Raw genomic sequence first — 15,258 nt, 5'->3', positions numbered from 1 at the left:
TTTATTCTATGCAAAAACAGGGGTTTCTACCAAAGGTATAGGTTAGCGTTATTCCTGTAAAAGTGTACCAGTCATTATTATTAAGATTTCCAAAACTGTTAAGAGCTACGGCTTCTTTTGCATCGGGAACACTGCCATCTATTTCATCACTAAAAGTATATCTCGGCACCCACTTCTAAAGCAATAATAAAATCACTTGAAATAGCAGTTTTAAAGCCTAATGCCATAGGGATGCCGTAAGCATAGCTACTGGTATTTTCATCAATGATCTCACCGTTACTGTTGAAATAAAAATTATCGTGTTTAGCAACACTAATGCCCGTATATAAATAGGGGGTAGAAACATTTTTGCCTTTATGTAAGTCGAAATCAAAAAAAGTAAACTCCATTCCTGCAGATAACTCTAAAATGTTACTGTTAAATTCGTAACCTCTAATTTGGCGCCCAGGGTCGTCTGAGTCTGTGTCAATCCCCTCTAATTCTGTAAAAACTAAAGACACTCTATAAGAGTGTCGCGGACTTCTATTCCATTTATAAACACCTCCAAAAGCCAGTTGCTTTGGGGAAATATAGTCTGTTGCACCAACATCGCCTATAAAATTACTGCCACCAACAAAAACACCTAATTCGTTTATTTGGGTGTGGCTCAGTTGCGTGCTTAAAAATAGTATTATTAAAACAGTTAAATGCCTCATGAATCTTAAAAGTTTGCAAATATAATAAATAAGATTAGCCTATAATAATTTAGACCAAATAGTTACAGCTTAAACAGTTTTAAACTGGAAATATTGTAATATAAAAAGCTAATTGCGGTTGTCTTCTCCCCAAAGCAGTTTTTTTCTTAGTGTGGTTAAGAAGCTTTCACTATCTAATTCTATCATATTAATAGTAAAAGGCGCTTTCTTTATTGTAATGATCGTATTGTTGGAAAGTGTGGCTATTCTAGAATCTAACGAGACGAGGTAGTTATCTTCCCGACCACTTACTTTTAATTCAATGGTAAACGAATCTTCAATCACTAAAGGGCGTGCGCTTAGATTATGAGGTGCAATGGGAGTTAAAACAAAACTAGTGGTGTCTCGGAGTAATTACTGGTCCTCCACAGCTTAAAGAGTAGCCGGTCGATCCTGTTGGTGTTGCGATAATTAAACCATCACTCCAATAGGAGGTTAGGTATTCGCCATTAAGCTTCGTTTCAACCGTAATCATTGAAGTTGTATTTTTTCTACTTACGGCAATTTCGTTCAATGCAAAATTGAGCTCCAGTATATCTTTATTTTCAGGAGATGTTTCTATAGAAAGCAAGGTGCGTTTAGATAAAGAATATTTTTTTTGGCAGATATGTTCAATGGCCTCTTCAATGTCTTCCGTTTGAATGGTTGCCAGAAACCCAAGTCTTCCAGTGTTCACACCAACAATAGGTATGTCTAAATCTTTAACAAAAGTTATGGCACGTAGTATAGTACCATCACCACCAATACTTATTAAAAGGTCGAAGCTTTTGTCTAGGGTCTCAAAGGTGTTATAATGGGAAGTGTTTTGGAATTCATTTCTAATATCATTATAAAATGCTTTCTCCGGAAATACCGAGGCCTTTCTTTTGTAAAGTGCTTTTGTTAATACTTGTAATGCTTCTTCAGATTGCTTTTTTGGGTATTGACTATAAACGGCTACCTTCATTAATTACATGTTTAGGTATTTGTTTAAATAATCTGAACGTTCTTTTAAACTTATTAAATAGCTGTCATCTTCATGACCAGATAATATGTTATAACTGTAGCGTCTAAAACTTTGCATGATGTCATTTAAATTGGCATTGCTAATTTTAAGTGTGATTTGTGCAACGTCATTTTCAATTTTAGAGATAAAGGCTCCTAATAATTTCCCGTCGTTAGATTCTACAATTTGGCTTACTTCACTAAAAGAATAATCTGTAAGCCCTTTTTCAACAATTAATATAGCGCCAGCTTCTGAAAAGAAAGGGGTTTCATTAAAAAGACTAATAACATCATTTAACTCATAGTAGCCTAAATATACATTTTTATTACTCAATACAGGCATTATGTTTGTTGCGTTTTGAGCGAAGGCTTCCAAAACATCTAGCCAATTGGTGTCTTCTCTTACAAAAAAACCTTCAGGGGCATAGGCATAATCCTTAATGTGTTTCTCGCTTTCAAAACAATGGACGTCGTTTTCCGAAATGCAACCTAAATAAACACCTTCTTCATTTTTAATAGGAATATGCGAATAAGTTAACTGATTAAAAAGTAACTGTGCTTCACTCACTTTTTTTGTGTTTAAAAGTGGTTTTATATCGTTTATTATGTAGTCGAGAAGATTCATTCTTACTATTATATTTTATGCAAATTAATTAAAAAATAGTTCAAAACCGCAGTTCTACTTCGTATTTTTGTGAGATAAATGCTCGAGAGAAATGACTAAACTAAGTGTTAATATAAATAAGATTGCCACATTAAGAAATTCACGTGGCGGCAATACACCAAATGTAATTCAATTTGCTAAGGATGTACAGCGATTTGGTGCAGAAGGTGTTACCATTCACCCAAGACCAGATGAGCGCCACATTCGTTATCAAGATGCTTACGATTTAAAACCTGTTGTTTATACTGAATATAATATAGAAGGAAATCCTAATCCTAAATTTATTGACTTAGTATTGGCTATTAAACCCACACAGGTCACTTTGGTGCCCGATGCGGTTGATGCCATTACGAGTAATGCTGGATGGGATACGATAAAAAACAAAGAGTTTTTAACAGAAGTCATTGGGGAGTTTCAAAAAAATGGTATTCGAACCTCAATCTTTGTGGATCCAGATCCACGCCGATTGAAGGAGCAAAAGCAACAGGCGCCCAGAGAATTGAATTGTATACTGAAGCCTTTGCGCACCAATACAGTTTTGGTAATGAGGATGCCGTAAAACCATACACTGCCTGTGCCGCATTGGCCAATGAATTAGGTTTAGGTGTTAACGCTGGTCACGACTTGTCGCTTGATAACATTAAGTTTTTTAAAGAAAATATTCCAGGATTATTGGAGGTTTCCATTGGTCATGCCCTGATTTCTGAAAGCTTGTATCTAGGTGTTGAAAATGTGATAAATATGTATTTGAATAAATTAAAGTAACTTTCTATCCTAGGTATCGCAAAGAACGGAGCTTACTTTAACTAGTGAGGTTCATGAAAATTTTCGAACAAAAAATGTAGAGATTGTCAGTGTAACCGCTGACAATGATTTTTTATAAAAAAAATATGCAACTATACTCAAACATCATAGGAGACGGCAAACCATTTATAATCCTACATGGGTTTTTAGGTATGGGAGACAATTGGAAAACACTAGCGAAACAATTTGCAGAACAGCCTTTTCAAGTGCATTTAATTGACCAACGTAATCACGGTAGAAGTTTTCATAGTGACATTTTTAACTATGAGGTGTTGGCAGAAGATTTAAAGGAATATTGCGATAAAAACAACTTAAAAGATTTTGTGTTATTAGGGCATTCCATGGGAGGTAAAACAGCGATGTTATTTGCAACACGGTACCCGTAATTGGTAGATAAATTAATAGTTGCAGATATTTCTCCTCGCTTTTATCCTACCCATCATGATGCAATATTGGAGGGCTTAAGTCGGTTAGATTTTGGTCGTTTAAAAAGTCGAGGCGACGCAGATGAAGAGTTGTCTTCGGAGGTGCCGGATTTTGGAACAAGACAATTTCTGCTAAAAAATTTATACTGGGTTAAAAAAGGGCAATTGGGTTTGCGCATGAATTTAGCCGCACTAAAAGAAAATGTTTCTGAAGTTGGTGAAGCACTGCCCATTCATGCCACCTTTGATAAAGAGACGTTGTTTTTAAGAGGGGATAAGAGTGAATACATTGCGTTTCAGGATGAAAAACTGATAACATCACACTTTCCAAAAGCTAATATAGAAACGATTGCAAATGCTGGGCATTGGTTGCACGCCGAAAATCCTACAGAATTCTCTGCAGCTGTAATTAATTTTGTACATTAAAACATTAAACATTAAAAGATAAATAAATTATGAATCTCATCATTCGCCTATTATTAAATGCCATCGCCGTATTTGCATTAGCCCATTTGTTAAGTGGTGTTCAAGTTGATAGTTATGTTACGGCCATTATAGTTGCTTTGGTTCTTTCCATTTTAAACCTTTTAGTTAAGCCGCTATTGGTTATTTTAACTTTCCCTATTACGGTAGTCACTTTGGGTTTGTTTCTGTTAATTATCAACGGTCTTATTATACTACTGGCCGATAAGTTTATTAGTGGTTTTTATGTTACCAATATTTGGTGGGCCATCATATTTAGTGTCCTTTTATCGATATTGCAATCGGTACTACAATCTATTTTTAAAAGTGATAACTAGAGCGTGTAATTGCGACTGAAATTCAAGCGATTAAAAACTTTGATGGAGTGTAAAAAAGTAGTACTTTTGCACTCCATTTTTGGTTACATTAATTAAGGCTATTTAAAATGAATATTACAAGAGAAAATAAAGACGCATTAAATGCTGTAGTAACAGTGGCAATCGAAAAAGATGACTACGCTACAAAAGTTGAAAAGATCTTAACAGATTATAGAAAAACAGCAAACATTCCTGGTTTTAGAAAAGGGCACGTGCCTATGGGAATGGTTAAAAAACAATACGGAAAAGCTGTGTTAATTGATGAGGTTAATAAATTAATTCAAGACGGATTAAATAAATATTTAACAGAAGAAAAGTTAGATGTTTTAGGTCAGCCATTACCAAAACCACAAGATGATATCGATTGGAGTTCTGAGAACTTTTCTTTTGAATTTGAATTGGGTCTAGCGCCGGATTTCAAGGTTGATTTAAAAAGTAAAAAAGCCATCACGCATTACAACATTAAAGCAGATGATAAAATGATTGATGATCAAATCATCAATATTCAAAAGCAATATGGGAAATTAATATCTCAGGATACGGTTACTAAAGACAGCGAGATTACTGGGACATTTACCAATGAAGCCGAAGAAATAGATAATAAAGTGACTTTAACTCTAGATAAATTTAAAGGTAAAGCTACAGAAAAACAATTTGTTGGCGCTAAGGTGGGCGACGTGATTACTTTAAAAACGAAAGGGCTTTATGAAGATGATCATGAATTGATGCACGCTTTAAAAGTAGAGCACGATAAAGCACACGGGTTGAATATTGAAGTCAATTTCGAGATTTCGGAAATCAATAAAAGAGAACTAGCAGAACTTGATCAAGAGTTATTTGATAAGTTGTTTGGAAAAGATGGTGTGAAATCGGTAACAGAATTAAAGGATAAAATTAGAGAAGATGCTGAAAAGCAATTCGTTCAACAATCTGATCAAAAGTTGCTAAATGATGTTACAGAGCATTTAGTAGAAAATACAAAGTTTGATTTACCAGCAGAGTTTCTTACCAAATGGATGCAAACAGCGGGTGAAACAACCATGGATGAAGCCACTGCAAAAGACGAGTACGAGAAATCTGAGAAAAGTTTACGTTACCAGTTAATCGAAGCTAAAATAATGGAGGCTAACGGTTTGAAAGTAGATTTCGAAGATGTTAAAGAAAGTGCTAAAGCAATGATTAAAATGCAAATGGCACAGTTTGGCCAAATGAACCCTACAGATAAAGAATTAGACGATATTGCAGCGCGCGTGTTATCTAATCAAGAGGAAGTAAAACGGTTGAGTGAGCAAGTGGTAAGTCAGAAATTATTAAATCTTTACAAAGAACAAGCCAACGTAAAAACAAAAGAGTTAACCTACGATAAGTTTGTTAAGGAGGTTTACGGGGATAAATAATTTTATTAAAGAGCCTTTCTGTAATTGAAAGAAAAATTCTAGAATAATTAGTATATTTAGGCGCTGAATTTTTGACGATTTGGCGCCTATTTTATTAGCGTTAAATTCAGTATAAAACTTTTGTTAAACGCGCAATTAGCATTACATTTAAGATCTTCTGATAGATTTTGGAAACAATTTAAAGATTAAAACTTTTACATATTTATGGATTACGGAAAAGAATTCGAGAAATTTGCAATAAAAGATCAAGGGATTAATAGTAACTACTATGGTAAAATTATTAGTAGTATGTATCCTCAAAGCATGACACCTTACGTTATAGAAGAGCGCCAATTAAATATCTCTCAATTAGATGTTTTTTCGCGTTTAATGATGGATAGAATCCTTTTCTTAGGTACAGGAATTAATGATAATATTGCTAACATCATACAGGCACAATTATTATTTTTAGCCAGCACAGATGCTACTAAAGATATTCAAATGTATATTAATTCTCCAGGAGGAAGCGTTTATGCGGGATTGGGAATTTATGATACCATGCAATTCATAAATCCGGATGTTGCTACGATTTGTACTGGTATGGCAGCCTCTATGGGGGCCGTATTGCTATGTGCAGGAGCCAAAGGAAAGCGTAGTGGTTTAAAACATTCTCGTGTGATGATTCATCAGCCATTAGGTGGTGCTCAAGGACAAGCTAGTGATATTGAGATTACGGCTCGAGAAATATTGACGCTTAAAAAAGAATTATACGAAATTATTAGCAAGCATTCAGGTCAGGATTATGATACTATTTATAATGATAGTGACCGTGATTACTGGATGAAAGCAGACCGAGCGAAAGAATACGGGATGATTGATGAAGTGTTAGCTAGAGATTAGTTCCATTTTAAATTAAACAATAAGAATACCCGTTTGAACTTGTAGGTGATGATGCAAACGCAGACACTCAAGAGCTCAAACGATTAAAAGAGAGACAATGGCAAAGGAAGAATTAGAATGTTCATTTTGTGGTAGGAAAAAGCCGGAAACCAGTTTATTAATTGCAGGTCTAGATGCGCACATTTGTGATCGCTGTATTGAACAAGCCCACGGTATCGTTATAGAAGAATCAAAGCAAAGTGACAATAGTGAATTGTCTGCAGAGTTGATGCTTCGTAAACCACAGCAAATTAAAGCCTTTTTAGACGAATACATAATAGGACAGGAATACACTAAAAAAGTAATGTCTGTTGCAGTATATAACCATTACAAGCGTTTACTACAGCCTCCAACGAATGACGATATTGAAATTCAAAAATCGAATATCATCATTGTAGGAGAAACGGGAACAGGAAAAACCTTAATGGCCAAAACTATTTCTAAAATGTTAAATGTGCCCTTGGCTATTGTTGATGCGACCGTATTAACAGAGGCTGGTTATGTAGGTGAAGATGTAGAAAGTATTTTAACGCGATTACTACAAGCTGCCGATTACAGTTTAGAAAAGGCTGAAAAAGGTATTGTTTTTATTGATGAGATTGATAAAATAGCACGTAAAAGCGATAACCCATCAATTACCGAGAGATGTTTCAGGAGAAGGGGTACAACAAGCCTTATTAAAGTTGTTAGAAGGTACTGTTGTTAATGTGCCGCCAAAAGGAGGGCGTAAACATCCGAGACCAAAAATTTATAGAAGTTAATACAGAAAATATTTTATTCATTGCAGGTGGTGCATTTGATGGCATTGAACGAGTTATTTCAAAACGATTGAACATGCAAGCCCTAGGTTATAGTGCTGCAATGAGTGAAGACGTTGTCGATAAAGACAATATTTTACAGTACATCATCCCCAAAGATCTTAAAGACTTTGGATTGATTCCTGAAATAATAGGGCGATTACCAGTGTTAACACACATGGATCCTTTAGATGCTAAAACACTCAGAGCTATTTTAACGGAGCCTAAAAATGCCATCATTAAACAGTATAAGAAGCTTTTTACAATGGATGGAATAGAACTGTCAATTACCGATGGTGCTTTAGATTATATTGTTGGAAAGGCGATTGAATACAAATTAGGAGCCGGAGGTTTGCGTTCTCTTTGCGAAGAAATATTAACAGATGCCATGTTTGAATTACCGGGTTCTGACATTAAAAAAATAAACGTTTCAAAGTCTTATGCCGAGCAGAAACTTGTGAAAAGTACTTTAAAGAAGCTGAAAGCGGTATCATAAAAAGATAAATCATTATATTTATAAAGCCTACATTTTTAATGTGGGCTTTTTTATACCAAAATACATATGATATTTAAAACACTTCCGAGATATTCAAACCAATCGCCTTCAATTAAATAAAATTGAATCGAAACATATTGAAGTTATTTTCAAACTACGCTCCAGTGCTATTGTCGCCAAGTACATTCAAAGACCGCTTTATAAAAACAGAAAAGAGGCGAGATTTCACATAGATAAAGTAACAAATCAATTAAAACGAGACGAGTCTATTACCTGGGTTATTAGTTTGAAAAATGAAAATCTTGAGGTGGGTACCATTTGTCTATGGCATTTTTCAGAAGACAGAAAAACTGCAGAAGTAGGTTTTGACTTATTGCCGAGTACTTCAATATGGGCATTATGACAGAGGCTTTAGAAGCTGTGATTAATTGTGGCTTTCATAATCTCCAGTTAGAGACCATCGAGGCTTTTACGAAAAAAGAAAATACGGCATCTATTAATCTATTATTAAAAAAGGGCTTTGTTTTGCATCCAGATAGAAAAGACCCTATCGTAGTAAATAACGACATCTATATTTTAAAGAGAGACAGGAAATAAAAAACCACTCTTATAAAATAATAAGAGTGGTTTTCTCTGAAATCAGATTAACTTAATAATGCATACTTCAACTGATTAGATCAATTAATAGCAATTAAATATACTAATTAATAACGGATGTCACGTTTTAAAAACAATTATTCTATAATAATAAATTCAGTTCTCCTGTTTTTTTGAAATTCTTTTTGGCTACAAGATGATTTGCAATCTATTAATGGTTGTGTTTCACCATATCCTTTTGAAATTAATCTACTGGCCTCAATGCCTTTTTTAATCAAATACGTTTTTGTAGAAGCCGCACGTTTTTTAGATAAGTTCATGTTATAACGACTACTGCCTTGATTATCTGTATGCGCGTTAATTTGTATTTTCATTTCTCGGATGCTCTTTCAAAATGCGAGCAATACTATTTAATTGAACGAGCGATTCTTCTTTGACCTGCCACTTGTTATAATCAAAATAGATGTTATTAACAACAATCCTTCTCTTGTTCTCTACTTCTGTTATTTCAGGGGTAACAGCCTCCAATTCTAAGTTTTTAGTATAGGTGATGTCTTCTCCTATATTAGCAATAAAATCGAATGTTTTATCATTAAAACCGTCCTTCATGGTTTTTAAAGTATAGGTTTCAAATGGAGAGACCTTAAATTTGTAAGTTGCATTTTCTCCAATTATGTGTCTTGCGATTTCTTCACCTTCTTCATCTAACAATATTACAGTGGCATCCGGTAGTGCAATTTTAGATTCCAAATCAACAACAAGTCCTTTTAAATTTTGGATGACTTCTTCATAAGAGAAGTTGTATATATCATAGCCTCCATTTCCTGCATTTTTATTAGAAGAGAAATAGCCCTTGTTTTTGCCGGCCATAAAATAGGCCACTTCGTCGAATTCGGTATTAATGGTATTTCCCAAATTTCTTGGTGCTCTATACCCATTAGTAACAATGGTACTCTTGAAAACATCAAAACCACCTAAATTATTATGGCCTTGTGAAGAAAAGTATAAATCTTTACCGTCTTTTGAAACCGCCGGATATTTGTCATCCATTGCAGTATTTATTTTAGGGCCTAAATTTACGGGAGTATCTAATGTGCCATCTGCTTTTATAGTTGCAACATATAAGTCGAAACCGCCAAAGCCTCCGGGCTTATTAGACGAGAAAAACAGCTGCTTTCCGTTAGGAGTAACAAAAGGGTTCTCAATGGAAGCTTGGTCTTCATTAACATCCAGCATCTGTTGTCCAATCCAGTTTCCATGAGAATCTTTCTCCAAGTTAATCTTGTATAATTTGTATACTGAAGAATTTTCTTTAGTGCTTCTTGTAAAATACATGGTTTGCTCATCTGGAGAAAACGTAATTTGATCTTCATTGTTATCAAACGTATTTATAATTCGGAAAATAATAAGGGTAACCTTAACCCTCCATTTTTGTCAATGTCTAAGCAATATAAACTTTTAAAACCTTCACCAGTGGCTTTGTCTCTTTTGGCTAAACCACCCAGCTTCTTTGAGGAAACCATGATGAATTTATTCATAAAAAAACCCGAACCATATTCGGAGTATTTGGTATTAATGCCTACGTCTAATGTTCTAAAAGCAAAACCATTAGATCCAATACGATCCTTAAAATTTGTAGGTAAATGAGTTTCGGTAGAAGCGGCAAATAAATCCGACTCATTGTCTTGAGCAAAGGATACATTTAAAGTAAATAAGATATTTACTAGGAGAATAAAATTTTTCATAATCTTGGGAGTCTAAATTATGACGTAATGATACTGGAAGAATGTTGTTTAGACCACATTTCTTAGATGAAGAGCAGTAATATTCGTTGATGTAATTCTAACAACGTTCGATTTATGGAAATCACAAAATATAAGTGTTTTTTTTCGATTTTTTACAAATAAAAAGCCTGTTTATTGTTGATTTTTTTAGTAAAAGTCTTAAATATTGAAAAAGAGTCAAAATAGGTATTTTGATAAATGCCTACGAATTTACTTTAACAGGATTTTATGCGTTTCATCTTGATTTTGTTAAAAAACCGAATAAACCCTCATTGGTTTACGGCCGTTTATGCATTGAGTATTAGAAGCTCATCTATGTAGTCCCGAGTATTAGATAGTCTTGGAACTTTATGTTGCCCACCTAGTTTATTGTTTTGCTTTAACCAGTCGTAGAAAAGTTGACTTCCGGCAATATGAATTGTAGGTTTGTTTAATGTCATGTTATTATAGCGCTTTGCTTCATAATCTGAATTAAGCGATTTAAGGGCATTGTCGAATACCTCATTAAAGTAATTAATGTCACTTGGAGGGGTTTTAAACTCTATTAACCATTCATGAGCTCCTTTTTCTTTGTCTTGCATAAAAATGGGTGCTGCGGTATAATCTACAATTTCACTTTTAGTTTTTTTGCAAGCTTGCTTCAACGCGTCTTCAGCATTTTCAATAATTAGCTCTTCACCAAAAACATTAATGTGGTGCTTGGTGCGGCCAGATACTTTTATACGATAGGGAGAAATAGAGGTAAAGCGCACGGTGTCTCCTATTTTATAACGCCACAGCCCTGCATTTGTTGAGATGATTACAGCATAATTCTTATTCTGTTCCACTTCACTTAAGGGGATTACTTTTTCTTCCGGAGTACCGTGTGTTTCCATTGGAATAAATTCATAGAAGATACCATAGTCTAACATCAATAAAAGCTCATCGGAATGATTTCGGTCTTGGATGGCGAAAAAGCCTTCGGAAGCATTGTAAATTTCGTAATACTTAAAATCATTTTTTGGTAGAATTTTTCGATACTGTTCTACATAAGGATTGAAGTTTACACCCCCATGAAAGTATACTTCAAGATTTGGCCATATTTCAAATAATGAATTTTTTTCTGTTTTATCTAAAATATTGTTGAGCAGCACTAACATCCACGAGGGTACACCAGCCGGACTCGTTACATTTTCGTTAATCGTCTCATTAACTATCGCAGCCATTTTAGTTTCCCATTCGCTCATTAAAGAGACCTTATTACTGGGCGTGCTACTAAATTCAGCCCAAAATGGCATGTTGTGAATTAAAATAGCACTTAAATCTCCAAATACAGTGCCGTTTTCTTTATATAATTCCTTGCTACCACCAAGACGTAAACTTTTGCCTGTAAAGAGTTGTGAGTCCTGATTGTTATTTAAATACATACACAGCAAATCCTTACTGGCAGCGTAATGGCACTCTTCTAAAGACTCTGTGCTTACGGGTATAAATTTGCTTTTTGCGCTTGTCGTTCCACTGGATTTAGCAAACCATTTTATAGGACTCGGCCAAAAAATATTATTCTCACCTTGTCTAGAGCGCTCGATTAAATCTTTATGACCTTCGTAATTTTTAACGGGTACACGTGCAGCATATTCTTTATAGCTTTTTATGGACGCGAAATCATATAAGCGGCCAATTTCGGTGTCTTTTGCAGTTTCAATGAGACCAAAAAGTAATTCTTCTTGTACTTCATTAGGGTATTTTAAAAACAAATCGATTTGATGAAACCTTTTTTTAAAAACCATGAGGCAATAGAATTTACAAGAGGAATTGGCATTTTTTGGTGTATATTTAGAGCTTAAAAATAACACTTTTTTTTATGACTTACCAAGGCGTTTTAACAAAAATGACTACCGAGTTTTCGCAACCCATTCAGTACTACCTAGTTTTTGAAAATGATTTTATTCATATGAATCAATTGTTAAATAAAACACTCAGGTTTCAATTTGTTAAGCATCAATGTTTAAACTGTAAATTAGATAAGCCTATTTATAGACAAGGCTTCTGTAAAAGCTGTTTTTTTGATATTCCTCAGGCTGCAGATTGGATTATGAAACCAGAATTAAGTACGGCGCATTTAGATAAAGAAGATCGTGATTTAGATTATGAAAAAAAAGTACAGTTGCAACCGCATATTGTTTACCTGGCAAATTCGAGTAATGTAAAAGTAGGGGTGACAAGAAAATCACAAGTACCAACACGCTGGATAGACCAAGGGGCACACGAAGCTATTGAAATTGTAGAAGTGCCTAATCGGTATTTGGCAGGAATTACAGAAGTCGCTTTGAAAGCGCATGTCGCAGATAAAACCAACTGGCGTAAAATGTTGAAGAACGATGTAGAAGAAGAAAATTTAGTGGCATGGAGAAATACCCTCAAGCAGTATATTCCACAGGAAGCTCAACAGTATTTTATAGAAAATAATTCAGAAACAACTATAGAGTTCCCCGTTTTACAGTATCCTGAAAAACCTAAAAGCTTAAATTTTGAAAAAGTAGGAGTTTATGAAGGTGTTTTAAAGGGCATCAAAGGACAGTATCTTATTTTTGAAGATAATACCGTTTGTAATATACGTGGTAATGAAGGAAGTGTTGTGTCTATTGATATTGAGTAAACCAAAAAAACCTCGCATTTTAAAAATGCGAGGTTTACTGTATTGTAAAGCTGAAACGTAACTACTATACGTTTTCTGCGTCTCTTAATCCTTGGATGTAAGACGCTTTTTGAATTTGACGTCTACGAGTTACAGAAGGCTTAGTAAAGAACTGATTCTCTCTTAAGTTTTGCATGACTTTAATGTTACGGTGTTTTCTTTTGTAACGCTTTAATGCTCTTTCTATATTCTCTCCGTCTTTAATTTCTATTCTTAACATATCTATATATTATGTGTGTCTTAAAATTCAGGTTGCAAATGTACGTTTTAGTTTTAATTTCTACAATAGCAAAATACTTTTTTTATTTTTTTATTTCAATTTAATGTATGGAATCCTTTTTCTTCTTTTTCTTTCCAAAAAGTCCAATAATGTCTTTTACCGCATCACCTGTTGATTTTGTTGAATCTTTTGTTGAGGGATTTGTTTGTGGTGTACTCCCGCCACCCATAATAACGTCCTTAATAATGTCTTTTACAGGGGCATTCGTTTGAGTCTTTGTAGAATCTTTAGGCGTTTGATTCCCTGAAAGGCCTCCTAAAAGATCTTTAATTTTATCCTTGCCTGTGTTAAGTAGTTTTTGTTTTTCAATTTCTAAAAGTTGTGTTGTTAATTGTTCGACACCAGTGGTAAGATCTGTAGAAACTTTTGGGTTATCAAAACTACCCGTTAAATTCGCGGTGATGGGTATAGAGATGTCATTAACCTGAGGGTCATTTATTTTTCCAATCAAACGATTAACATCACTCCCTAAGTATTTAGCAGGAACATTAAAAACCGGATTATAATCCATGCTTTGGTCAAAGCCATGAGTGCCACCAACAGTAATACCAATGTCTTTATAATTTATGTTAAAAGGAGAAATACGAACGGTGCCATTCTCAAATTTTAAAGCAGTTTTAAGATCTTTTAAATCTAATTTATCGAAATCTATAAAATTTAATTTACTGGATAGCGCCTCAAATAATTCTGCGTTTTTCGGTTCGACTCGCGTTGTTAATAGCTCTGCTAAAGCACCACCTGCGATGCTTTTTAAAACAGGAGTGAAATCATCCCCAAGATTCCCACTAACACTGATGGCACTGTTTAATTTTCCGTGTAACGCTTTTGCTATTGGGGCGATGGCTTTTAACATATCTAGATTGCTAAACGACTGTGAAATATCAAAGTTCTCAATGCCTAAATCCATGTTAAAAGTAGGAACCTCAGTTTTAGTGTCTACCATACCACTAAGTGATAAGTTCCCTTCAAATATATTTGAGGTCACCTTTTTAAAATCGGCTTTTTCATCTTGGATCACTAAAGTCCCTTTTACATTTTTAAGGGTTAAATTGTCGTAAACAACAGTCTTGGCATCTGCAGTTATAGTACAATCTAAAAAGGCAGGGATTTTAAGTCTATCAGCAGGTTCTGTACTTTGGTTAATTGGTTTTTCAGAACCACCTTCAGTCATAAAATCACTCACCATAAACGTATTAGAGTGCATACTAAAAAGGCCTTTTAGTTTTTTATCGCTTAATAAAAAACCTAATAAGTTGTCAATGGTTCCTGTAGCATCTAAATCGGTTTTTCCTGTAGTCGCTTTAAAATTCTCAAGTCTTACCATACGGGGATCAAAACTAATATTGGCTTGAGATATTTTAATTGGATTAACAATATCTGTTGAAGTATATTCAAAACCAGTTAAACTAATGTTTCCATTGTTTTTTATGCGCTCGTAGGCATTGGTTTCAATGGCATTCATGTCGAAATCGGTATTTATCTTAGCTTTTAAAACACCGTTTAAAGGGTGGTCCAGCTCTATGGGGTATGCTTTTGAAAGATTTGCTAAATTTAAAACGCCATCAATAGTTGCATTTACTGCGGGATTACCCGTGATATTTTTTATTGTAGCGCTGGACTTAAAGACGTCTTCATCAATCTTAAAATTTAAAGTCTTAATATCTAAAAAAGTATCCTCTGTTTTTCCCGTGGTATTTTTAACGGAGGCATTAATGCTTATGTTATTAACGCTTTTTGGTAAATCTGGATATTTAAATGAGGCGTTATTTGATACCACATTAATGTCCAGTGTAGGAATGGTTTCATCTGAAATTAAACCTTTAATAGTGCCATTAACTTTAAAGTTGCCTGACGTCTGAACG

12 protein-coding genes and 6 pseudogenes are annotated in these 15,258 nt (G+C 34.4%); 8 read left to right on the top strand and 10 right to left on the bottom strand.

Going from position 1 to position 15,258, the window contains the following annotated elements:
* Position 1 precedes the first annotated feature (1 nt).
* The 4 genes and pseudogenes from N7U66_RS21665 to N7U66_RS09645 all read right to left on the bottom strand — a co-directional run bounded on the left by N7U66_RS21665 (position 2) and on the right by N7U66_RS09645 (position 2,343).
* Positions 2 to 169: a DUF6089 family protein gene (locus N7U66_RS21665; protein WP_313791490.1), complete on the bottom strand. Its 168-nt coding sequence runs from the start codon at positions 167 to 169 to the stop codon at positions 2 to 4.
* Entirely contained in the window at positions 150 to 695 is a 546-nt protein-coding gene (gene porG, locus N7U66_RS09655; protein ID WP_313791489.1) for a type IX secretion system protein PorG, read from the bottom strand. Before porG ends, N7U66_RS21665 begins: the two co-directional genes overlap by 20 nt.
* 108 nt (positions 696 to 803) lie before the next feature.
* Positions 804 to 1,680: pseudogene (locus N7U66_RS09650) on the bottom strand (NAD kinase).
* Positions 1,681 to 1,683: 3 nt separating this feature from the next.
* Positions 1,684 to 2,343, bottom strand: coding sequence for a CBS domain-containing protein (locus N7U66_RS09645; protein ID WP_267678313.1), 660 nt, complete (start codon positions 2,341 to 2,343; stop codon positions 1,684 to 1,686).
* 91 nt (positions 2,344 to 2,434) lie between these two features.
* Here N7U66_RS09645 and N7U66_RS09640 point away from each other — a divergent pair.
* The 7 genes and pseudogenes from N7U66_RS09640 to N7U66_RS09610 all read left to right on the top strand — a co-directional run bounded on the left by N7U66_RS09640 (position 2,435) and on the right by N7U66_RS09610 (position 8,655).
* Positions 2,435 to 3,147 (top strand): annotated as a pseudogene (locus N7U66_RS09640) (pyridoxine 5'-phosphate synthase).
* Positions 3,148 to 3,272: 125 nt separating this feature from the next.
* Positions 3,273 to 4,037, top strand: a pseudogene (locus tag N7U66_RS09635) (alpha/beta fold hydrolase).
* A gap of 29 nt (positions 4,038 to 4,066) precedes the next feature.
* Positions 4,067 to 4,411: a phage holin family protein gene (locus tag N7U66_RS09630; protein WP_267678312.1), complete on the top strand. Its 345-nt coding sequence runs from the start codon at positions 4,067 to 4,069 to the stop codon at positions 4,409 to 4,411.
* A gap of 107 nt (positions 4,412 to 4,518) precedes the next feature.
* Positions 4,519 to 5,847 (top strand): trigger factor, encoded by a 1,329-nt coding sequence (tig, locus tag N7U66_RS09625; protein WP_267678311.1) that lies wholly within the window; start codon positions 4,519 to 4,521, stop codon positions 5,845 to 5,847.
* Positions 5,848 to 6,051: 204 nt separating this feature from the next.
* Positions 6,052 to 6,726 (top strand): ATP-dependent Clp endopeptidase proteolytic subunit ClpP, encoded by a 675-nt coding sequence (gene clpP, locus N7U66_RS09620; protein ID WP_267678310.1) that lies wholly within the window; start codon positions 6,052 to 6,054, stop codon positions 6,724 to 6,726.
* Positions 6,727 to 6,823: 97 nt separating this feature from the next.
* Positions 6,824 to 8,058: pseudogene (gene clpX / locus N7U66_RS09615) on the top strand (ATP-dependent Clp protease ATP-binding subunit ClpX).
* A 91-nt stretch (positions 8,059 to 8,149) separates the two neighbouring features.
* Positions 8,150 to 8,655 (top strand): annotated as a pseudogene (locus N7U66_RS09610) (GNAT family N-acetyltransferase).
* 137 nt (positions 8,656 to 8,792) lie between these two features.
* Here the strand turns inward: N7U66_RS09610 and N7U66_RS09605 are convergent.
* The 4 genes and pseudogenes from N7U66_RS09605 to N7U66_RS09590 all read right to left on the bottom strand — a co-directional run bounded on the left by N7U66_RS09605 (position 8,793) and on the right by N7U66_RS09590 (position 12,240).
* Positions 8,793 to 9,029: an OmpA family protein gene (locus N7U66_RS09605; RefSeq protein WP_267678309.1), complete on the bottom strand. Its 237-nt coding sequence runs from the start codon at positions 9,027 to 9,029 to the stop codon at positions 8,793 to 8,795.
* Positions 9,013 to 9,990, bottom strand: coding sequence for a TolB-like translocation protein (locus N7U66_RS09600; protein WP_267678308.1), 978 nt, complete (start codon positions 9,988 to 9,990; stop codon positions 9,013 to 9,015). Before N7U66_RS09600 ends, N7U66_RS09605 begins: the two co-directional genes overlap by 17 nt.
* Before the next feature lie 53 nt (positions 9,991 to 10,043).
* On the bottom strand, positions 10,044 to 10,400 hold the full coding sequence (locus N7U66_RS09595; protein WP_267678307.1) for a hypothetical protein: 357 nt from the start codon (positions 10,398 to 10,400) through the stop codon (positions 10,044 to 10,046).
* Between the two features lie 326 nt (positions 10,401 to 10,726).
* A pseudogene (locus N7U66_RS09590) lies at positions 10,727 to 12,240 on the bottom strand (GH3 auxin-responsive promoter family protein).
* 42 nt (positions 12,241 to 12,282) lie between these two features.
* Here N7U66_RS09590 and N7U66_RS09585 point away from each other — a divergent pair.
* A complete protein-coding gene (locus tag N7U66_RS09585) occupies positions 12,283 to 13,077 on the top strand; it encodes a DUF2797 domain-containing protein (protein ID WP_267678306.1) in 795 nt (264 codons plus the stop codon).
* 64 nt (positions 13,078 to 13,141) lie between these two features.
* Here the strand turns inward: N7U66_RS09585 and rpsU are convergent, their stop codons facing one another.
* Positions 13,142 to 13,336 carry a 30S ribosomal protein S21 gene (rpsU, locus tag N7U66_RS09580; RefSeq protein WP_044399960.1) on the bottom strand — a complete coding sequence of 65 codons (195 nt, stop codon included), beginning with the start codon at positions 13,334 to 13,336 and terminating at the stop codon, positions 13,142 to 13,144.
* Positions 13,337 to 13,436: 100 nt separating this feature from the next.
* Positions 13,437 to 15,173 carry an AsmA family protein gene (locus N7U66_RS09575; protein ID WP_267678305.1) on the bottom strand — a complete coding sequence of 579 codons (1,737 nt, stop codon included), beginning with the start codon at positions 15,171 to 15,173 and terminating at the stop codon, positions 13,437 to 13,439.
* Positions 15,174 to 15,258: the final 85 nt, after the last annotated feature.

It is taken from the genome of Lacinutrix neustonica, from assembly GCF_026625145.1.
Lineage (GTDB): Bacteria > Bacteroidota > Bacteroidia > Flavobacteriales > Flavobacteriaceae > Lacinutrix > Lacinutrix neustonica.
The sequence above is the reverse complement of the archived record's forward strand: the minus strand, read 5'-3'. Positions and strand labels throughout refer to the sequence as shown.